The organism is Rhodoferax antarcticus ANT.BR, from assembly GCF_001938565.1.
Taxonomy (GTDB): domain Bacteria; phylum Pseudomonadota; class Gammaproteobacteria; order Burkholderiales; family Burkholderiaceae_C; genus Rhodoferax; species Rhodoferax antarcticus.
In genome coordinates this window covers 34,478-52,736 of record NZ_MSYM01000005.1, presented here as the reverse complement: position 1 = coordinate 52,736, position 18,259 = coordinate 34,478, and the positions used below count along the sequence as shown (strand labels likewise).

Annotated in this window: 21 protein-coding genes; 9 read left to right on the top strand and 12 right to left on the bottom strand. The window is 60.8% G+C overall.

Annotated features, from left to right (window positions below; genetic code table 11):
- Positions 1 to 37: 37 nt before the first annotated feature.
- From BLL52_RS01965 to BLL52_RS01940, 6 genes are all read right to left on the bottom strand, one after another.
- On the bottom strand, positions 38 to 904 hold the full coding sequence (locus tag BLL52_RS01965; RefSeq protein WP_075585058.1) for an energy transducer TonB: 867 nt from the start codon (positions 902 to 904) through the stop codon (positions 38 to 40).
- Positions 892 to 3,063 (bottom strand): ribonuclease catalytic domain-containing protein, encoded by a 2,172-nt coding sequence (locus tag BLL52_RS01960; RefSeq protein WP_075585057.1) that lies wholly within the window; start codon positions 3,061 to 3,063, stop codon positions 892 to 894. The genes BLL52_RS01965 and BLL52_RS01960 overlap by 13 nt, the downstream gene beginning before the upstream one ends.
- Positions 3,064 to 3,128: 65 nt before the next feature.
- Positions 3,129 to 3,473, bottom strand: coding sequence for a DUF167 domain-containing protein (locus tag BLL52_RS01955; RefSeq protein WP_075585056.1), 345 nt, complete (start codon positions 3,471 to 3,473; stop codon positions 3,129 to 3,131).
- The gene (locus tag BLL52_RS01950; protein ID WP_075585197.1) at positions 3,470 to 4,291 is read right to left on the bottom strand and encodes an alanyl-tRNA editing protein; all 822 of its coding nucleotides are present in this window, start codon (positions 4,289 to 4,291) and stop codon (positions 3,470 to 3,472) included. The genes BLL52_RS01955 and BLL52_RS01950 overlap by 4 nt, the downstream gene beginning before the upstream one ends.
- Before the next feature lie 54 nt (positions 4,292 to 4,345).
- Complete coding sequence (locus BLL52_RS01945; RefSeq protein ID WP_241838960.1) at positions 4,346 to 4,798, bottom strand: PIN domain-containing protein; 453 nt, start codon at positions 4,796 to 4,798, stop codon at positions 4,346 to 4,348.
- Positions 4,795 to 5,034, bottom strand: a complete 240-nt coding sequence (locus BLL52_RS01940; protein WP_075585055.1) for a hypothetical protein — start codon at positions 5,032 to 5,034, stop codon at positions 4,795 to 4,797. Before BLL52_RS01940 ends, BLL52_RS01945 begins: the two co-directional genes overlap by 4 nt.
- 197 nt (positions 5,035 to 5,231) lie before the next feature.
- Here BLL52_RS01940 and BLL52_RS01935 point away from each other — a divergent pair, with 197 nt between their 5' ends.
- The 7 genes from BLL52_RS01935 (at position 5,232) to BLL52_RS01905 (ending at position 9,347) form a co-directional block, all read left to right on the top strand.
- Positions 5,232 to 5,705 (top strand): helix-turn-helix domain-containing protein, encoded by a 474-nt coding sequence (locus tag BLL52_RS01935; protein ID WP_075585054.1) that lies wholly within the window; start codon positions 5,232 to 5,234, stop codon positions 5,703 to 5,705.
- 9 nt (positions 5,706 to 5,714) lie between these two features.
- On the top strand, positions 5,715 to 5,888 hold the full coding sequence (locus BLL52_RS21210) for a nucleotidyl transferase AbiEii/AbiGii toxin family protein (RefSeq protein WP_241838958.1): 174 nt from the start codon (positions 5,715 to 5,717) through the stop codon (positions 5,886 to 5,888).
- 6 nt (positions 5,889 to 5,894) lie between these two features.
- On the top strand, positions 5,895 to 6,413 hold the full coding sequence (locus BLL52_RS01925) for a hypothetical protein (RefSeq protein WP_075585053.1): 519 nt from the start codon (positions 5,895 to 5,897) through the stop codon (positions 6,411 to 6,413).
- Positions 6,376 to 6,723: a zinc ribbon domain-containing protein YjdM gene (locus BLL52_RS01920; protein WP_075585052.1), complete on the top strand. Its 348-nt coding sequence runs from the start codon at positions 6,376 to 6,378 to the stop codon at positions 6,721 to 6,723. The genes BLL52_RS01925 and BLL52_RS01920 overlap by 38 nt, the downstream gene beginning before the upstream one ends.
- Before the next feature lie 42 nt (positions 6,724 to 6,765).
- Entirely contained in the window at positions 6,766 to 7,629 is an 864-nt protein-coding gene (locus BLL52_RS01915; RefSeq protein ID WP_075585051.1) for a creatininase family protein, read from the top strand.
- Positions 7,630 to 7,748: 119 nt separating this feature from the next.
- Positions 7,749 to 8,645 (top strand): DMT family transporter, encoded by an 897-nt coding sequence (locus BLL52_RS21690; protein ID WP_075585050.1) that lies wholly within the window; start codon positions 7,749 to 7,751, stop codon positions 8,643 to 8,645.
- Between the two features lie 156 nt (positions 8,646 to 8,801).
- A complete protein-coding gene (locus BLL52_RS01905; RefSeq protein WP_075585195.1) occupies positions 8,802 to 9,347 on the top strand; it encodes a phasin family protein in 546 nt (181 codons plus the stop codon).
- A gap of 72 nt (positions 9,348 to 9,419) precedes the next feature.
- Here BLL52_RS01905 and BLL52_RS01900 read toward each other — a convergent pair whose 3' ends face one another.
- From BLL52_RS01900 to BLL52_RS01875, 6 genes are all read right to left on the bottom strand, one after another.
- A complete protein-coding gene (locus BLL52_RS01900; protein ID WP_198930583.1) occupies positions 9,420 to 9,743 on the bottom strand; it encodes a hypothetical protein in 324 nt (107 codons plus the stop codon).
- A 104-nt stretch (positions 9,744 to 9,847) separates the two neighbouring features.
- On the bottom strand, positions 9,848 to 10,792 hold the full coding sequence (locus tag BLL52_RS01895; RefSeq protein ID WP_075585048.1) for a PhzF family phenazine biosynthesis protein: 945 nt from the start codon (positions 10,790 to 10,792) through the stop codon (positions 9,848 to 9,850).
- 436 nt (positions 10,793 to 11,228) lie between these two features.
- Positions 11,229 to 12,557 (bottom strand): aminotransferase-like domain-containing protein, encoded by a 1,329-nt coding sequence (locus tag BLL52_RS01890; protein ID WP_075585047.1) that lies wholly within the window; start codon positions 12,555 to 12,557, stop codon positions 11,229 to 11,231.
- Positions 12,554 to 13,459, bottom strand: coding sequence for a DMT family transporter (locus tag BLL52_RS01885; protein ID WP_075585194.1), 906 nt, complete (start codon positions 13,457 to 13,459; stop codon positions 12,554 to 12,556). The genes BLL52_RS01890 and BLL52_RS01885 overlap by 4 nt, the downstream gene beginning before the upstream one ends.
- Before the next feature lie 40 nt (positions 13,460 to 13,499).
- Positions 13,500 to 14,192, bottom strand: a complete 693-nt coding sequence (locus BLL52_RS01880) for an aspartate/glutamate racemase family protein (RefSeq protein WP_075585046.1) — start codon at positions 14,190 to 14,192, stop codon at positions 13,500 to 13,502.
- 63 nt (positions 14,193 to 14,255) lie between these two features.
- Positions 14,256 to 14,867 (bottom strand): LysE family translocator, encoded by a 612-nt coding sequence (locus BLL52_RS01875; protein WP_075585045.1) that lies wholly within the window; start codon positions 14,865 to 14,867, stop codon positions 14,256 to 14,258.
- A gap of 226 nt (positions 14,868 to 15,093) precedes the next feature.
- Between BLL52_RS01875 and BLL52_RS01870 the strand changes: the two genes are divergently transcribed.
- Both BLL52_RS01870 and BLL52_RS01865 read left to right on the top strand, forming a co-directional pair.
- Positions 15,094 to 16,539, top strand: coding sequence for an aminotransferase-like domain-containing protein (locus BLL52_RS01870; protein WP_075585044.1), 1,446 nt, complete (start codon positions 15,094 to 15,096; stop codon positions 16,537 to 16,539).
- A 162-nt stretch (positions 16,540 to 16,701) separates the two neighbouring features.
- Positions 16,702 to 17,952, top strand: coding sequence for an ABC transporter substrate-binding protein (locus tag BLL52_RS01865; protein ID WP_075585043.1), 1,251 nt, complete (start codon positions 16,702 to 16,704; stop codon positions 17,950 to 17,952).
- Positions 17,953 to 18,259 lie beyond the last annotated feature (307 nt).

The window sequence follows — 18,259 nt, the reverse complement described above, 5'->3', positions numbered from 1 at the left end:
GGGGGGGGGTGTCTTTCTTGGATGGCGGCGAGACCTGTCAGGGCGATGACATGGGAGCTTGCAGCGTATCCTCTCGGGTGAATTTGAAGCGTGACACCACCGCAATCTGGTCAGCCTGGCTACGCATTTCGCGGTTGAAGGCACCAAAAGGCCCCGCCGCCTTGGCAATCGCCTGAGCGCGGCGGTCGAGCAGCCGGTTGCCCGAGCTTTGCACCACCTCGGTGGCGAGCACCCGGCCATCATGGTTGACGGTGACGATCATGGTCAGCTCGCCATACAGCTTGTTGCCGCCTTGTTCGGGGAAATTTTCGGTGCCTTTGTCTTCAATCGCGCGGCGCAGCCGGTCGTAGTAAATGGCGTAGACACCTTCACGGGTGGCCGGGCTGATGTAGCGCTTCTTCGGTCGCTCGTTTTCCATCTGGATGCGCCGCTCAATCTCGGCCAGCAATTCAATCAATTGGCGGCGTTTTTGCTCGCGTTGAACGTCTTCTGGATTGGGCTTTTTTTGCAGCGGGTCAGTCGGTGGCATGGCGGCCAGCGCCGTCTTGACCGAAGAGAGCAGCACTTTTTGCTGCTCTTGAAGCTCGCGCATCTGGCGCTGGCGGTCCTGTTCACTCACCTCGCCCTGCATCGACACCATGGCGTGGGGCAGTGGGCTGGTGGCGCGGCCTGCTGCCGCATCACCGCCGCCAGCCATGCTGGCTTGCGCAATGGCACGCGCCTTGTCTGGCTTGTCGTTGGTCTTGGCGTTGACCAGAATCACCTCCAGCGGGGTGTCTTCAAACACCCGGTTGAAGGACTCGGGGTCGACAACACGCAGCGTCAGCAGCGCCGCGTGCACGGCAATCGAGATGCCAAGCGCAAGTTGGAGGGTGGTGAAAGACCGCAGGTTCACGGGGCGCAATTATCGCCGGGCTTGGCCGCCTCAGAAGCTGTGTCGGCATCGCTGAGGTCCACCGCAATCGCGATCGGACCAGACAGGGTGTCGTCTTCTGACTCGTCTTCTGTGGTGCCGGGAGCGCCTGAGCCAGACTTGTCGTCTTCGCCGCCATCAAGCCGCTGGATGACGGTGCCGTGGATGTCCAGCGACACCTCGTCAATATCGCCCAGACGCACCAGCACCCGCGCGCCGCGCGGCAAGCTTTGCGCCCCGGCCACCGGCAGCACCAGCGGCAGATGATCGGCGCGCACCAGGTTTTCTTTGAACAGCGTGGCCTCGAACTCGGTAATGCCTTGCTGCTGGATGTATTTCAGAATCCAGAAGCGTTCTATCGCGTTCTGGAAGCCGTTGTAAGCGGCGTAAGTGGCATCAAAACTGGAGATGATCGAAAACAGCTCGGCATCTTTTGGCTTGAACGGTGCCGCCAGCGCCGCGGTCTTGCCGTGGCGGGCGCAGGCAATGATCTGCCACTGGTTCACCAGATCGGTGTAGCGACGCAGCGGTGAGCTGCTCCAGGCATAACTTTTCACACCAAGCCCCGCGTGCGGCATGGCTTTGGTCCCCATGCGCACCTTCACGCCAATGGCCAGACTGGCCTGGCTGCGGTAAATGCCGGGCACGCCCAGCTCGGCCATCCAGTTGCCCCAGGTGCTGTTGGCCAGAATCATCGCCTCAGAGACGATCAAGTCCAGCGGCGCGCCGCGCTGGCGCACGCTGATCTCGACCTGCTCGCTGCCTTGCGGCTCGGCACCGTCAGTCCAGAGCTTGTTAGCCCCCACGCTTGCCATTTCATGTGCTTCGCTGCCCCCCACGGGGGCGTTCGCGCCTTGGGACGGCCCGGTGCCGCGAATGAGACGGTAGTTGTAATCGGGCCGGTTGAAGTTCTCGGGCTTGCCGCGTACCACTTCGCGCTTGGCTTTCAGGTCTTTGGCCAGGCGGTATAAAAATGAGAGCTGCTCGCGCTTATCTGATAAGGGCTGCGGGTCGATTTCATGCTTAAAGTCTGGGTCTTCCAGCCAGGCGGTGGTGACGATATTGTCGAGCTGGTCATGGCGCAAGTTGCTGTCAATGTGCACCCGCTCCAGCTTCGTTTCGCTGCTTTTGATCTCCAGCGTGGCCTCATCCAGCGTGACATACAGCGACACGGCCGGGCAGTCCTGACCCTGCATCAGCGTATAGGCTTGAACTACCTCGTCGGGCAGCATGGTGATCTTGTAGCCGGGCATGTAGACCGTGGACAGGCGCGCACGGCCAAGTTGGTCAATGGCGCCGCCGGGCTGGATGGCCAGGCCGGGTGCGGCGATGTGGATGCCCAGCAACACCGTGCCGCTGCCCAGGCCCTGCACCGACAGCGCGTCGTCGATCTCGGTGGTGGCTGAGTCGTCAATCGAAAAGGCCCGCGCGCTGGACAGCGGCAGCTCGGCGGTGATGCGGGGCGCCTCAAGTTTCGGGAACCCAACCCCTTTGGGGAAGTTTTCCAGCAAAAAGCGCCGCCAGTGGAACTGGTAGGGCGAGTCAATTGCCCCGGCTTTGATCAGCAGGTCCAGCGGGCCCAGATGGGTGGCCCGCGAGGCTTCCACCACGGCCTTGTACTCAGGCGCGTTTTTGTCGGGCTTGAACAGAATTTTGTACAACTGGTCGCGAATAGCCTGCGGGCACACACCGCTGCTGAGCTCTTTGACCCAGGCTTCAACCTGCAGGGCAAGCTGTTTTTTCTTCTCGATGGCGGCCAGGGCTAGCGCCAGAATGTCTTTGGAGGCCTTGCGAAAGCGCCCTTTGCCCGCGCGGCGAAAGTAATGTGGGGCTTCAAACAGCGCCAGCAACATGCCCGCCTGCTCGCCCAAGGTGGCTTGTTCGGAAAAATAGTCGCGTGCCAGCTCGGCAAAGCCAAATTCTTCTTCCGGGGCGAATTCCCAGGCCATGTCCAGCTCAATCCCGCTGGCCACGCCTTGCGCGGCGGCCATCAGCTGGGCGGGTTCGGGCTTGTCAAATTTCAGCAGGATGTTGGCCGCCTTGACCTTGACGCGTTTGCCGCTGTCGAGCTCCACCTGGGCCGAGGTATCTGCCTCAGAGAGGATTCGGCCAGCGAGGAATTTGCCTGTCTCTTCAAATAATAAGTGCATGATGGATTGTCACACGGGCGGTTTTCGCCCTCCAAGAGGTGGCTGTTTTCCTCTGCCTTTGCGAGTCAGCAGGTTTCAGGCGGCGCGGTTTCACCCTGCTCAGTGAAGACTGCAGGCAGCTTGGTGGGGGCGGTGATACGCACTTGTTTGTTGACGTTTTCCCTGCCAAACACCACCTCAATGGCGCTCACGCTCACCCCAAACAGCGGTGCCAGAAAACGCACCATGTGGTCGGTGGCCTTGCCGTTCAAGGGCTTGGCGGTGACGCTGATCTTCAGTTGCGTGCCGTGGGGCTTGCCGATGGCATCTTTTGCGGCGCTGGGTTTGCCCAGGATGTTGACCACCAATACCGCGCCATCCCAGGCAAAAAAACTGTCGCCAGTGATGTTGTGGACCTGCCCACGGCTCATGGCGCAAAACCCAGCACCACCCGGCGGGTCATGGCAGATTTTTTCTCGATCTTGGTCACGATGACCGCGCCAATCTCAGCGGTGTTGGCCACATGCGTGCCGCCGCAGGGTTGCAGGTCGATCAGAACGGCGGGCTTATCGACCTCTGCCGATACCTGGTCAATGGGTGCGGCATGCGCGGTTGCTGTGCCGATGCGGATGGTACGAATCTGCCCGCTGCCGCGCGGCGGCTGCACCGACATGCTTTTCACCAGCGCCGGGTTCGCGTCGAGTTCGGCATCCAGGAGGGTGCCGACGCTGACCGGATGCGCTGCTGCCACCAACTCGGCGATGGCGGCGCTCAAAGCCTCTTTGTCCAGCGCCTCAGTCATGTTGAAGTCGATGCGCGCGTAGACGGGGGTGATCGAGCAGCCATTCACCAGCTTGGGCAATATGTGGCACAGCAGGTGGCTGGCGGTGTGAAAACGCATCATGCGGTGCCGCCGCGCCCAGTCGATACGGGCGGTCACAGTGTCGCCCACGCGCAGTGGAGGCGTCGCGCCTTGCTCTTGAGTCAATAGCTGCTCAAGCAATTCTGGTAAGGGCTGGTGGCATATTTCCTTTGTAAAACTGCCATCCTCGGCCTTGCCCTTGCGGGTGTCCGTAATCGCTATTGTTGAACCATCGGCCAGCACCAGCACTCCGGTATCACCCGCCTGCCCGCCGCCCAGCGGGTAGAACACAGTGCGGTCCAGCACGATGCCTTGCGCCGTGATGGCGGTCACCGTGGCGGTGCATTCAGTGAGATAAGCGTCTTGGCGGAAAAGGTCTTGGGTCATGTGGCGCATTTTCGCGCTTGTGCGGCATGGTCGAGCACCAGGTGAAGCACGTTGTCACAAAAGAAGTAAGTGCGACTTCTCGGCTCCAACCACGGCATTCAAGGCAATCCGGTGATCAAACGTGGCTAGTGCGCCTTGGTGCGCTACGGCCAGAGTCAGCAGGTACAGGTCGGTGATCTGGCCGTGCCCGAACACCCGGCTCCAGTTCACCAGGCCATCGGTGCGCAGACTGACATCGTCGGACCAAAAAGCGTGATCGACATCCCCACAGGCCAGGGCCAACTTGGCGCGCACGGCTTCAAACCCTGCCGGGCCATGCTGGCTGTAGCCGGGCAGGTTCAGCACGCGCAGCACACCGTTTTCCACCAGCGGGCAGGTGGCAATTTTGAGACCGGGTTTTTGAAAGAGGGCCAGTGCTTCGGCATTGTGGACGTGTGCATCGTCGAGCAGCGCAATCCAGACGTTGACGTCCAGCAGCAAACGCACGCGGCGCGGTGCGGCGCTCAAATCCCCTCCTGATCCATCAGGCGGCGAACGTGTTCCGTGGTGATGATTTCATCCCGCGCTGGCAGCACCGAATACTTGCTGCGCAAAACAGCCGGGGTCGCGGGCGCCTGGGCATTGGCGCGCAAGGCATCGCGCACGTAGCGCGACACCGCCTCGCCCAAGGAAGTGCGCTCGCGCTGGGCACGCTGGCGAGCGACCGCAAAAACATCGTCGTCCAGGGACAGGGTGGTGCGCATGGTCTATTTCCTTGCATAACATCAAATCACCATTTTGGCATCAAATCTTACGACAAGATCCGCGGCGTTGTTCCAGGCTCAACCGGTACTTGCGGCGAGGTCTGTCGTCGCCATGCAATCGATGGGACGGGATAAATAGTCGATATTTGTTTCTCATTATTTACATTTTGAACAAAATGCATAGAATAAGAAACACTATGCCAGCACCACCCTTTGCCATCTCCACTACCACTGCCGCCCGCTTGGGCGCGCTGGGGCTGCAGATTCGCGCACGCCGCAAGATACTGGGGCTAAGCGCCACTGTGGTGGCAGAAGCGTCGGGCTTGTCTCGCGTGACCTTGCATCGCATTGAAACAGGTGCCCCAGCCGTAACCATGGCGGCCTATTTGAACGTGATGGCTGCCATAGGGCTGGACTTCGGCGTCAGTCTGCCCGCTGATCAGGCCGCCACTGTGCCAGACACCGACCACATTGGCTGGATTCCGGCGAGGGTACGGCTGGCGGATTACCCGCAGCTCAAGCAACTGGCCTGGCAGGTGAATGGGGTGGATGAATTGACCCCAACGCAGGCGCTCAGCATGTATGAGCGCAACTGGCGCCACATTGACGTGGCGGCGTTGCAGCCGCATGAACAAAAACTGGTTGATGCCTTGCGCCTGGCACTGACATAAGAAGCCGCCGTGTTTGAACGCCCTCATCACCAGCGCATTGCACAGGTACTGTACGCACTCGACGCCCAGTTGCTGCGTGACAAACACTGTCTGTTTGGCGGTGGCACGGCCATCGCGTTGCGCTACGGTGAATACCGCGAGTCGGTTGATATCGACTTTTTGGTATCGGATCTGCCCAGCTAACGCAGCTTGCGCCAGTTGCTGACCAACCCCGGCGATATTGCAGGCATCGTTCATGACCAAGCCGCGCCTCTGGAACAAATCAAAGAAGTGCGTGCGGACCTATATGGCATTCGCACCACACTGCAGGTGGACGGTAAGCCGATCAAGTTCGAAATTGTTCTGGAAGGCCGCATCCAACTCGCCACGCCCACGGCGGAAGACGAAATTAGCGGCGTGGCCACTTTGAGCGAACTGGACAGCCCACCTCCAAGCTGCTGGCCAATTCAGATCGCTGGGGCAGACGGCGTGTTCAAACGGGATGTGATTGACCTGGCCATGGTCAAGCCCAAAGCAGTTGTCTGGCAGCGCTTGCGGGCGCTGCGCAGGAGCTGTGAAGCCGTGCGTCAAATTGCCCACCTTTTCACCGCATGCCACGCCAGAGGCCCAAACCAGCCCTCGTACACTTGCAACCCTTGGGTCAAACCCCGCACTTTTTTGCACCGCAACCATGTCCAACCTGCCCGCCTGCCCCCAATGCACTCTTGAAAACACCTACCCGGATGGCGACAACTTGGTTTGCCCGGATTGCGGGTTTGAGTGGCCGCTGGTGGCTGCCGCTGGCGAAGGCGACGCGGCGGATAGCCCGGTGCTCGATGCCAATGGCAACCCGCTGGCCAGTGGCGACACGGTGATTCTGATCAAAGACCTGAAGGTCAAGGGCTCGTCGATCGTGCTGAAGAAAGGCATCAAAATCAAAGGCATCCATCTGCCCGAAGGCGCTGGCGACCATGAGGTGGACTGCAAAATCGACCAGGGCGCGTTCATGCTCAAGGCCGAATTCATGAAAAAGGCCTGACGCAGTCAGTTGGCCGCTTCTTATTAGTGACGCCGCACCACCATGACCACCTCTTCACGTTTCTGGGCCGACCTCAGCACCCGTGACTTTGCCGTGCTGCTAGCCAGCGGTGAGGCCGCGCGCACTATTGCTGTGCTGCCGGTGGCCGCCACCGAGCAGCATGGCCCGCATTTGCCGCTGAGCGTCGACACGGTGCTGTTGGACGGCATGGTAAAAGCCGCCTTGCCGCACTTGGCCTCTGACCTGAAGGTGCTCGTCCTGCCCACGCAGGCGGTGGGCCTAAGCCCTGAGCACACCCATTTTCCCGGCACGCTGACGCTGAAAACCGAAACCATTTTGCGGCTGTGGACCGACATCGCCGAATCGGTCGCCGCCGCTGGTATCCGCAAACTGCTGATCTTCAACGCCCACGGCGGCAATGTGAGTGTGATGGACCTGGTGGCGCGTGACCTGCGCGCGCGCCTGGACATGCTGGTGTACAGCGTGAGCTGGTTCAATCTGCCGCTGCATGACGCCAGTGGTCAGGATGTGAATGCACTGTTCAGCGCGGATGAGCACCGTTTTGGCATCCACGCAGGCGATATCGAAACCTCGATGATGCTGGCGCTGGACCCGGCCCATGTGGAGATGGCTCAGGCGCAAAACTTCGCATCCACCTCACAGACCCGTGCGCAGCAGTTTGCAATTTTGGGCAACGGCAGAAGCGCCAAGCTGGGCTGGCAGATGCAAGACTACAACCCGGCGGGGGCGGTGGGCAACGCGGCTGCGGCCACCGCTGAAAAGGGCAGCGCGGTGGTTGATGCCGCTGGCCGCGCGCTGGCGCAGCTATTGGCTGAAGTGGACCGGTTGCCGCCTGACACCTTGCTGCTGCAGCCCGCGCTGGGTCAGGCTGGCCGTCTTGCGTGAGTGCTGCCAGAGCACTGGCCGATCCGGCGCGCGTGATCTGTAATGCTATAGTATAAATAGCTTTCAGCGCAATGCCTATAAGGGCTAGAGCGCTATTTAACCACTTTTTTTTAAAACCTATGATGGCACCTTATGACCTGTTTGCCCTGGGTGCTGCCGCCTGCTGGGCGGTGGGCAGTGTGACGGCGGTGATGCCTTCGCGCCATTTGGGGGCCTTTGCTTTCACCCGCTGGCGCATGGTCATGGTGGCGGTGATGTTGTGGTCGGTGGTGGCGGTCAGCGGCACTTGGCGCGGCTTTGAGCTGAGCTACTGGGGCGTGATGGCTGCCAGCGGGCTGATCGGTATCTTTATCGGTGACACCGCGCTGTTTGCCGCCATGAACCGCCTGGGGCCGCGCCGTGCCGGGGTGCTGTTTGCCACCCACGCGGCCTTCAGCGCTGCGCTGGGCTTCATTCTGCTGAGTGAGCGCATGAGCCTGCAGGCTTTTGCCGGAGCCGTGCTGACGCTGGCCGGCGTGATGATGGCCATCATGCTGGGTCGCCACAAGAATGAAACCCATGCCTGGGAGCTCGACCAAGGCCATGTGGGGGCCGGCGTGGCGCTGGCGCTGCTGGCGGCGCTGTGTCAGGCGCTGGGCTCGCTGATTGCCAAGCCGGTCATGGCGCTGCAGGTGGATCCGGTGATGGCGTCTGCGGTACGGGTCACGGTGGCCACCGTCGCGCATGGAGCGCTGTTGTTGATGGGCTTTCAGCGGGCGCGCTCGCAAAATGCGCCCACGCTGCGGGTGCTGGTGCAAACCGCGCTCAACGGCTTCGTCGCTATGGGCCTGGGCATGACGCTGGTGCTGCTGGCGTTGGAAAAAGGTGATGTGGGCATGGTCGCCATCCTGTCGTCGGTGTCGCCGATCCTGGTGCTGCCGCTGCTGTGGTTCCAGCTCAAGCGCGCACCGGCGCCGGGGGCGTGGGTGGGCGCGATGCTGACAGTGGTCGGCACCGGGTTGATCCTTTGGCGGTAAATTTCAATTAGAGGTGCCAGCCTAGTTTTTTTGTTGCACTGCAACAAAAAAGGCTTGCATCGCAGATTTGCTTCCCTATAATTCGCTCATGCTGCACTGCAACATAAATGAGTGAAGCAGATGCCAAACCCAAAACTAACCTCGAAGGAAATGACCATGATGACCACCGTTGAACAATTCACCACCTCTGCCAAAGCCAACCTGGACACCGCCATGGGCCTGTCCCACAAATCCTTCGCCGGGTTTGAAAAGATGGTTGAGCTGAACATGGCCGCTGCCAAGGCGATCATGACCGAATCTTTTGAATTCACACAATCCATGCTGGCTGCCAAAGACGTGCAGCAAGTGGTGGCCCTGCAATCCGGCCTGGTGACCCCGATGGCTGAAAAGTCTGCAGCTTATGGCCGCCATGTGTATGGCATCGCTATTGAAACCAGCGCCGAATTCACCAAGGCAATGGAAGGCAAAGCCGCTGAAAGCCAAAAAGCTTTCACCCAAGTCATTGACACCATGGTCAAAAATGCACCCGCTGGTAGCGAGTCCGCTGTGGCTGTGCTCAAGAGCGCCCTGGCTTCCAGCCAAAGCGCCATCGAGTCAGCTCAAACCGCCGCCAAAAAAGCGCTGGCCATGGCTGAAAGCAACGTCACTGCTGTGACCGAGCAAGCCCTGAGCGCTGCTGCCGCAGTGAGCAAGAAGGCCTAAGCCTTCTGCAAAGCCCGTGCCCGTCGGGCGGGCTCAAAAAAGCACCTTCGGGTGCTTTTTTTATTGGGGAAATCAATCATCCTGCAGAAACTTGGCCTGTCTCGCCCGTAGGTGGGGCGGCATGGTCAGGGTGGTGCGGTCCCATTTTTCCAGGATCAGAATCTTCTCCATGCAGTCTTGCATTTCGGTATGAACGCGGGCTGCACTCATGGCAATGGTGCGGTGGACCTCGGAATCGTTTTCGGGGTCATTCAGGCAATCCGCCTGGTAACGGTGCAGTTCGCGGATTTTGCGAATCGCCTCTGCCACCTGTGCCGGACAGGCGCACATGTAAATCAGGCCTTCTTCAATAATTTTTTCCAGCTCCGCGTCGGAAAATCTTTCTTCGTAATCCACAGTTATCAGACTCCCATTGTTGAACGATTGAGATATCAAGAATAGCGCCATCGCTTCAGCCGGGTTTAACAGGCATCAAATAAAGCCAACCAAGCAGTACAGGTTTACAGGTGAACAACCCCAGTCACGCAGGTGACAGAGTCGCCACCCACCCAGACCTGGCCGTCTGGGTCTTGTGCAATATACACCTGACCATGTCGGCCCAGGCAGGTGCCTTGGGTGGCGACGTAGCACCTGGGCACCAGGTTGTCGGCCATCAGCCACTGCGCGAGGCTGGCGTTCAGGCTGCCGGTGACCGGATCTTCATTCACGCCGTTAACTGCAGCGAAAGCGCGCACAGTGAGCTCGGTTGCGTTTTGCAGGCCAGTGCTGCTACCGCTGCTGTCGTTGCGTTTGCCAAAGGCACGTGCTTCGCGGTTGGAGCGCGCTATCAAATTTGTATCTACTCGCGCTTTATCTATATGGGCTAGACCCACTTTTAAGCCCAAACTTTTGAGACGCTGGTGGTCCGGCTGCAGCGCCAGCAAGACATCGGCACTGTCAATCAGCATGCCGAGCCATACCGGCCCGTTGTCGAGCAACTGGCTGGCAACGATGTGCTGCGCCTGCAGCCCCAGCGCGCTAGCCACCTGGGTGACCAGCGCTGGGTCGGGCGCGCTGCGCTGCAACGGGGGTGCGGCAAAGGCGAGTCGGCTGCCCTCGCGGCGCAGGGTGATGAGGCCTTTTACGCACTCTTGCACGATGTGTGTGGCCGACTTGGTCACGCCGCCCGCTTGCAGCCAGGCGTGGCAACTGCCCAGCGTGGGGTGGCCGGCAAACGGCAGCTCGCCACCCGGCGTGAAGATGCGCACCTGGTAGTCGGCACCTTTGGCTGCGGCTTCTGGGCTGGGGAGTAATACAAAAGTGGTTTCTGACAGATTTGTCCAGCAGGCAAAGTGCTGCATGGCGTCGCCGTCGAGCCCACTGCCGTCCAGCACCACGGCCAGCGGGTTGCCAAGGTAGGCGGTGTCGGTGAAAACGTCAACTTGGGTGAAGGGGCGTTGTTGCATGGGTGGTTTTTGCGGCTGCTTTGGTGGCTGTTTGGGTAGCGGTTTTGGTTGCTGTTTTGGTTGCTGTTTTGGTTGCTGTTTTGGTTATACCCGCGAGGCAGACCCTCTGGGCGGTCTCCTCATACTGGGGTACCAGAAAATCGTCAACCGCCCAGAGGATCTACCTCGCTAGACGCCTGGTGAAGTCAAAAATAAAGCGGTGGCGCTCGCGTGGTCCAACTGCGGTTTTTCGGATGACGGCTGACGGTTTCCGGTTCCCGGTCGGCCATCCCGCAAACTCAGCGCACCACTCAACTCGCGTAGCAGTCGGTGGGGCTGACCCCCGATTTTCTGGTACCCCAGTATGAGGGGGTCAGCCCCACCGGCTGCTGCGCGGGGCGTACCAACAGCGGTGCCTGGCCGGCTTGCCGCAGAAAACTCACCGCATAAACAAAGATCAGGCTCGGCATTCTGCAGCATAAGCCTTCATCGCCAAAGCTAGCGCCGCCACCCCCCGGTGAATCTCTTCCACACTGGGCGTGACAAACGACAGCCGCAAGGTGCGTTCGTCGCCGTGGTCAGCGTAAAACGGTGCACCGGGCACAAACGCCACACCTTGTGCGACGGCCAGTGGCAGCAAGTCGGTAGCAGACATGCCCGCAGGCAGACGCGCCCACAAAAACATGCCGCCTGCGGGGCTGTTCCAGCACAGGCGGTTGTCCAACTCGGTGGCAGAGGCATCCACGGGCATGGCACCAAAGTTATTCGCCAGGGCTTCCAGCATCGCATCGCGCTGGGCTTTGTACAGGGCGCGGATGGTGGGCACATGACGGTCCAGAAAACCGTCCTTCATCACCTCGGCAATCATGCGCTGGTTGAAACCCGGGCTGTGCAGATCTGCCGCTTGTTTGGCTTGCAGCAGTTTCGGGTAAACCGCTTTTGGGGCGACCAGAAAACCCAGCCGCAAGCCCGGTGCCAACACTTTGGAGAACGAGCCCAAATAGATGCAGCCTTCGGGGTTGCGGGAGCTCAAAGGGGCGGGCGGTGGCGTGTCAAACCACAGGTCGCCATAGGGGTTGTCCTCAATCAACGGCAGGCTCAGCTCGGCAGCGGCGGTGCTCAGGGCGGCGCGTCGGGCCTCGCTCATGCTGCGTCCGGTGGGGTTCTGGAAGTTCGGCAGCACGTACAAAAAGCGGGGTCGGTCAGAGGCTGATGTCTGCTGCGCAGCCTCCGGGCTCTGCCCGTGTTGCGGCCCGCCAAGCACCGCTTGCCGCAAGGCGTCAATATCCACCCCGTGTTCATCACTCGTCACACTCACCACCTCGGGCTCCATCGGCGTGAACGCCATCACCGCGCCCAGATAGGTGGGTGACTCGACCAGAATTTTGCTGCCCGCATCCACCAGCACTTTGGCCACCAGGTCCAGCCCCTGCTGGCTGCCGGTGGTGATGAGCACCTGCGCTGGATCCACCGCCCAGGTCACACCAGCGGCGGCGGCTTGCGCGCGCAATTGTTCGGCCACCATCTCGCGCAACGGTTTGTGGCCTTCGCTGGCGGCGTATTGCAGCGCGCCTTGAGGGTCGTCCTTGAGCACTTTGGCGCAGGCGGCCGCAAATTCGGCCACCGGAAAGGTCTTCGGTGAGGGCAGGCCGCCGGCAAAACTGATGATGCCGGGCTTTTCTGTGACCTTCAGGATCTCACGAATCACCGACGGGTTCATGCGCGCGGCGCGCCGGGCGAGTTGCCAAGGGGAGTTCACAGAAGCAGTGGGCAAGGGAGCGTTCATACAGATTCCTTTGAAACATGGAGAACAACCGGGGCAGGTGTCAAGTAGCGTTTGCCCAGAAAAACAGTGGTCATCACCGCCAGGGCAAAGCCCAGCGTGAGCAGCTCCAGCGGCTCGCCCAGTAGCGGCACAGCCGCCAGAATACTCAAAAAAGGTTGCAGCAGCTGCGTCTGGCTGACCCGCAGCGCGCCGCCCATGGCCATGCCACGGTACCAGGCAAAAAAGCCTGCCCACATGGAAAACACGCCCACGTACACCAAGCCCAACCAGGCCGAGGTGGCCACGCTGTGCTCCGGCCAAGTCAGCAATGCACCGGGCACACTCAGGGGAAGCGCTATCACACACACCCAGCAGATCACCCGCTCGGCCCCTAGCGCATGCGTCACTTGGGCGCCATAGACGTAACCCACCGAGGCGGCCAGCACCGCGCCCAGCAGCAGCCCATCGGCCCACTTAAAGCCAAAACCGTGACCTTGGCCGGCGGCGCGAAGCAGCGAAAACACCACCACCAGCGCGCTGCCCAGCGCGGCAAACACCCAAAACCCCAGCCGCGCCCGCTGGTGCAGCACCAACGCCGCAATGGCAGCGGTTGAAAGCGGCAGCAGCGCGGTGATCACCGCCGCATGCCCAGAGGTAACCTGGCGCAGCGCAAACCCCAGCAGCAGCGGGTAACCGATCGCGTTGCCCAGCAGCGCCATGGCCAGCGGTTTGCGCTGCGCCGGCGTGGGCAAGGCCGAGCGCGTGCTGAACAAAAACACCAGCGACAGCCCACCCGCCAGCGCCGCCCGGCCAAACGTGACAAACCACGGCGAGAGCTGCGGCGCGTCGAAGGTGCCAGTGGCCAGGCGCGTCATCGCCAGCGTGACCGCAAAAATGGCCACCCCCAGCACGCCCAGCCACATGCCCAGGGTTTCGTGGTGCAGGTTTTTCAAAGTTTGGCTTTCACGACAAAGCCCACAGCGCGGCGCTACGGGCGTGCAGGGCGGTGGTGTCAAACAGCGGCAGATCGCAGTGCTGGGCTTGAATCAGCATGGCGATTTCGGTGCAACCCAAAATGATGGCTTGCGCACCCTGCGCCTGCAGGTCACGGATGATGCGCTGGTAGGTTTGGCGCGAAGTGGCTTTGACTTCGCCCAGGCACAACTCGCCATAAATGATCTGATGCACCAAATCTCGGTCTGGCTTGGGTGGTGTCAGCACCGTCAGGCCGTGCTGGTTTTCCAGGCGGCTGCGGTAAAAGTCTTGCGCCATGGTGAAGCGGGTGCCCAGCAAGCCGACTTTGTGCAAGCCCGCTTGCTGGATGGCCAGCGCGGTCGGGTCGGCAATATGCAGCAGTGGAATGCTCACCGCGGCCTGCACCGCGTCAGCTACCTTGTGCATGGTGTTGGTGCAGATCACCAGCGCCTCGGCCCCGGCCGCCTCCAGTTTGCGTGCGATGTCGGCCAGCATGGCTCCCGCGGCTTGCCACTGGCCGCTGGCCTGGAACTGCTCTACCTCAGCAAAGTCGACGCTGTACAGAATGATTTTGGCCGAGTGCAAACCGCCCAGTTTTTCCTTCACCGTCTGATTAATCTGCTGGTAATACGGCACGGTGGACTCCCAGCTCATGCCGCCGATAAGGCCCAAGGTCTTCATTAAAATGCTCCTGTAAATATAGCTGCCAGCGCTTTTCTCATAAGGGCTAGAGGGCGATTTGGCTTACAGCGTAGCCATCCAGGCCGCCGTCAACACCAGCACGGCCGCCATGCTGCGGTTGAACCAGCGCAAGCGCCGCCCGCCGTGCTCAGCATCCGCCAGCCAGCGGCGCAGCAAGGTGCCCACCAGTGCATAGGTCAGGTTACTGACCAGGCCAAACACCAGCAAAATCGGCAGCACCAGAAGAAACCGGTGGGTCATGTCGTCACGCCCAGCCAGCCAGCCCGCCACCACGGTCAGGGCCAGCATCCAGGCCTTGATGTTCAAAAACTGCAGCATCACGCCCTGCCAGAAGGTCACCTTCAACTGCGCAGCATCGGCCTGGGCCAGCGTGTTGGCGCGCCAGAGCTTGAGCGCCAGCCACAGCAAATACCCGACGCCCAACACCTGCACGCCGAGGCGCAGTGCGGGCACCGCCATCACCAGCGTGCCCACACCGGCCGCGCACAGGCTAAACAGCAGGCCCCAACCCACTGGCACCGACAACACAAAACGCAGCGCGCGCTTGAAACCCAGATTGGCCGCCAGTGCGGTGGACAGCGTGGTGTTGGGCCCAGGCGTGAAGCTGGCGGCCGTGCACAGCAGCAGCAAGGCGGTGAGTTCAGCGGCGGTCATGGGGCGTGGAAGCGGGTGGCATACGACCAAATGTAGCGGTAAAAACAGTACAGCTGCAGTACACTCTGAAAGACATTTCTTGAAACTGTATTGCTCGTATTCGCAACACAAGGCAAGCTTGGTGAAGCGGCGACCGGTGCGACGTGGCCATCCATGCGTTGCTCAGTCATGGATGGCTTCACTGGCGTTCAACGACAGCTGTATTTCGCGTTAAACAAAGGCACAGATGTTAGTCAAAACCCCCACCCAGTCGCTGTCCGCACAACTTGCAGCGCGGTTTGCCGAGCGCATTGCTACCGGGCTGTTGGCGCCGGGTGCGCGTCTGCCATCCATCCGTTTGTGCGCGCAGCAGCAGGGTGTCAGCCCCAGCACGGTGGTGGCGGCCTATGACCAGCTGCTGGCGCAGGGGCTGGTGGAAGCGCATCGCCACCGGGGGTTTTATATAAGAAATCGGGCTCTAGCCCTTATAGATAAAGCGCTACCAGCTATCAATAGTGACATTGGCAATGCGCCTAATACGATGCCTGCGAGCGGCTTTGCAGCGCAGCATGTGCCGGTGAACGCCACCGCGCTGATTCGTGGCATGTTTCAGGGCGGCAGTGACAAGCCGCAGCCGGGCCTGGGCGTTTTTCCGCCGGATTGGCTGGACACCCCTTTTCTACCCGGCGCGATTCGCCGTGTCACCAGCGGCCCGCAGCTCAAGGCGTTTTCGCTGCAATACGGTGAACCTGCGGGGGACGCGGGGCTGCGCCAGGCCCTGTCTGCCAGGCTCAACACCTTGGCCATTGCGGCCAGCAGCGAGCAGATCATCACCACCGTGGGGGCCACCCATGCGCTGGACATTGTGAGTCGCACGCTGTTGCGCGCCGGTGACTGTGTGATGGTGGAAGAGCCCGGCTGGGCCATCGAATTTGCCCGGCTCGACGCTTTAGGCATGCGCATTTTGCCGGTGCCGCGCGGCCCGGACGGGCCGGACCTGGCGGTGATGGCGCGATACTGCGAGTTGCACAGCCCGAAACTGTTTGTCAGCGTCAGCGTGCTGCACAACCCCACCGGCTACTGTTTGAGCCCCGCCAGCGCGCACCGGCTGCTGCAACTGGCCAATGCCCACAACTTTGTCATCGTCGAAGACGACACCTATAGCCACCTGGCGCCCGAGCACGCCACCCGCCTGAGCGCGCTGGACGGCTTGCAGCGCACCATTTATGTCAGCGGTTTCTCGAAAATTCTGGTGCCCGGCTGGCGCGTCGGCTTTTTGGCCGCGCCCACGCATTTGTACGAACAGTTGCTCGACACCAAGCTGCTGGCCACACTGACCACGCCTGCGCTGCTGGAAAAAGCCCTGGCCTGGTGCATTGACCAAGGCCAGTTGCGCCGCCATGCGCAGCAGGTCCGCACGCGGCTGGACCAGGCCCGCGGGCGTAGCGTCACACTGGCGCTGGCGGCCGGTTGCACCTTTGTAGCGCCACCGGCGGGGCTGTTTGGCTGGGTCGATACGGGTGTGGACACCGACGCGCTGGCGCAGCGCATGCTGGATAAGGGTTACCTGCTGGCACCGGGTTCGCTGTTTCACGCCACGCGCGCGCCAGGAACGCTGATGCGCATCAACTTTTGCACCACGCAGGACACCGCTTTTTGGCAAATGTTCAAAACGGTTCGCGCCTGCATGTGAGAAAGTCGTTTTATTTGTGCTTGGAGGGTGTATCAGGGTAATTCCGCATTGCTTTGTGTCGTCAATTAATTAACAATTAATTAATTCGTGCAGCACGGTGTCTGCACGAACCAACCTTGCCCCCGGTTATTCGTCTGTGGGGCTGACACTTTAGGAGATCACATGTTGAAACTTTCCCATGTAGCGACAGCTGTCGCGTTGGCAGTGGCTGGTTCTGCGGCAATGGCTGGTGAGGTTGAAGTGCTGCACTGGTGGACCTCTGGCGGCGAGGCCAAGTCGGTGGGTGAACTGAAAAAGATCATGCAAACCAAGGGCAACACCTGGAAAGATTTTGCCGTGGCCGGCGGCGGCGGCGACAACGCCATGACCGTGCTGAAAAGCCGTGTAGTGGCCGGCAACCCGCCCGCTGCGGCCCAGATCAAGGGCCCGGCCATTCAGGAATGGGCCGCTGAAGGCGTGCTGGCCAACCTGGACCCGGTGGCCAAGGCCGAGAAGTGGGACAGTCTGCTGCCCAAAGTGGTGGCCGACGGTATGAAATACAAAGGCAATTACGTGGCCGCTCCGGTGAACGTGCACCGCGTGAACTGGATGTGGGCCAACGAGGCTGTGCTGAAAAAATCAGGCGTAACGGGTGTGCCCATGACCTGGGACGAGTTCTTTGCCGCAGCAGACAAGATCAAGAAAGCCGGTTTTATTCCTGTCGCACACGGCGGCCAGAACTGGCAAGACTTCACCACCTTTGAGTCGGTGGTGCTGGGTGTGGGTGGGCCCAAGTTTTACCAGGACGCGCTGATCAAGCTCGATCAAAAGGCGTTGACCAGCCCGACCATGACCAAGTCGCTGGAAACTTTCCGCAAGGTCAAGGGTTACACCGACGCCGCTTCCCCTGGGCGCGACTGGAACCTGGCCACCGCCATGGTGATTCAGGAAAAGGCCGCCTTCCAGTTCATGGGCGACTGGGCCAAGGGTGAGTTCACCGCTGCAGGCAAGGTGCCAGGCAAAGACTACATCTGCGCCGCAGCGCCTGGCACGGCCAACGCCTACACCTTCAATGTGGACTCGTTTGCCATGTTCAAGCTGAAAGATGCGGCTGCCCAAAAGGCGCAGGCGGATCTGGCAGCGGCCATCATGGGAACCGAGTTCCAGGAAGTCTTTAACCTGAACAAGGGTTCCATCCCGGTGCGCCTGAACATGGACATGGCCAAGTTTGACGACTGTGCCAAGTTGTCCTCCAAGGACTTCGTTGCAAGCTCCAAGGCCGGTACGTTGCTGCCCTCGATCGCCCACGGCATGGCTGTCAAGCCCGCTGCTGAAGGCGCCATCAAGGACGCGGTGAGCCAGTTCTGGAACGACGACAAAATCAGCGTAGCCGATGGTGTGAAGAGCATTGCCAAGGCGGCGGCTATTCAGTAAAGCTGGTTTGGCAAGTACCCGCAGCCGGGCTGCGGTGCATGCCGACGCTCATGTCCCCCGCCCTGCGGGCTCCTCCTTGATTGAGCTCTGGCATACACCCCAGCCCTGCTGCTAGACAGTGTTGGCTTCTTTGAGCGATTCAATGGCCTGGGTTTTCATTGCTGGCGCACCAACATTGTCAAGAGGCGATGGGGCGGGTGTTTCGCCTCGTTAAGGTCAAGGAGGAGGCCGAAAGCCGGAAGGCTTTTGGTCGGGGGACACGAACGAAGCGCAATACCTGGCCCCATCGCGTCGGTTAAAGCAGGGG

Coding starts and splice junctions, on each gene's coding strand:
- BLL52_RS01885 (WP_075585194.1), bottom strand. CDS start 13,459: ATGTGGCTGGGCGTGCTGGGGGTGGCCATTTTTGCGGTCACGCTGGCG.
- BLL52_RS01875 (WP_075585045.1), bottom strand. CDS start 14,867: ATGACCGCCGCTGAACTCACCGCCTTGCTGCTGCTGTGCACGGCCGCC.
- BLL52_RS01895 (WP_075585048.1), bottom strand. CDS start 10,792: ATGCAACAACGCCCCTTCACCCAAGTTGACGTTTTCACCGACACCGCC.
- BLL52_RS01940 (WP_075585055.1), bottom strand. CDS start 5,034: ATGCGCACCACCCTGTCCCTGGACGACGATGTTTTTGCGGTCGCTCGC.
- BLL52_RS01935 (WP_075585054.1), top strand. CDS start 5,232: ATGCCAGCACCACCCTTTGCCATCTCCACTACCACTGCCGCCCGCTTG.
- BLL52_RS01890 (WP_075585047.1), bottom strand. CDS start 12,557: ATGAACGCTCCCTTGCCCACTGCTTCTGTGAACTCCCCTTGGCAACTC.
- BLL52_RS01960 (WP_075585057.1), bottom strand. CDS start 3,063: ATGCACTTATTATTTGAAGAGACAGGCAAATTCCTCGCTGGCCGAATC.
- BLL52_RS01870 (WP_075585044.1), top strand. CDS start 15,094: ATGTTAGTCAAAACCCCCACCCAGTCGCTGTCCGCACAACTTGCAGCG.
- BLL52_RS01905 (WP_075585195.1), top strand. CDS start 8,802: ATGATGACCACCGTTGAACAATTCACCACCTCTGCCAAAGCCAACCTG.
- BLL52_RS01955 (WP_075585056.1), bottom strand. CDS start 3,473: ATGAGCCGTGGGCAGGTCCACAACATCACTGGCGACAGTTTTTTTGCC.
- BLL52_RS01915 (WP_075585051.1), top strand. CDS start 6,766: ATGACCACCTCTTCACGTTTCTGGGCCGACCTCAGCACCCGTGACTTT.
- BLL52_RS01920 (WP_075585052.1), top strand. CDS start 6,376: ATGTCCAACCTGCCCGCCTGCCCCCAATGCACTCTTGAAAACACCTAC.
- BLL52_RS21690 (WP_075585050.1), top strand. CDS start 7,749: ATGATGGCACCTTATGACCTGTTTGCCCTGGGTGCTGCCGCCTGCTGG.
- BLL52_RS01880 (WP_075585046.1), bottom strand. CDS start 14,192: ATGAAGACCTTGGGCCTTATCGGCGGCATGAGCTGGGAGTCCACCGTG.
- BLL52_RS01865 (WP_075585043.1), top strand. CDS start 16,702: ATGTTGAAACTTTCCCATGTAGCGACAGCTGTCGCGTTGGCAGTGGCT.
- BLL52_RS01950 (WP_075585197.1), bottom strand. CDS start 4,291: ATGACCCAAGACCTTTTCCGCCAAGACGCTTATCTCACTGAATGCACC.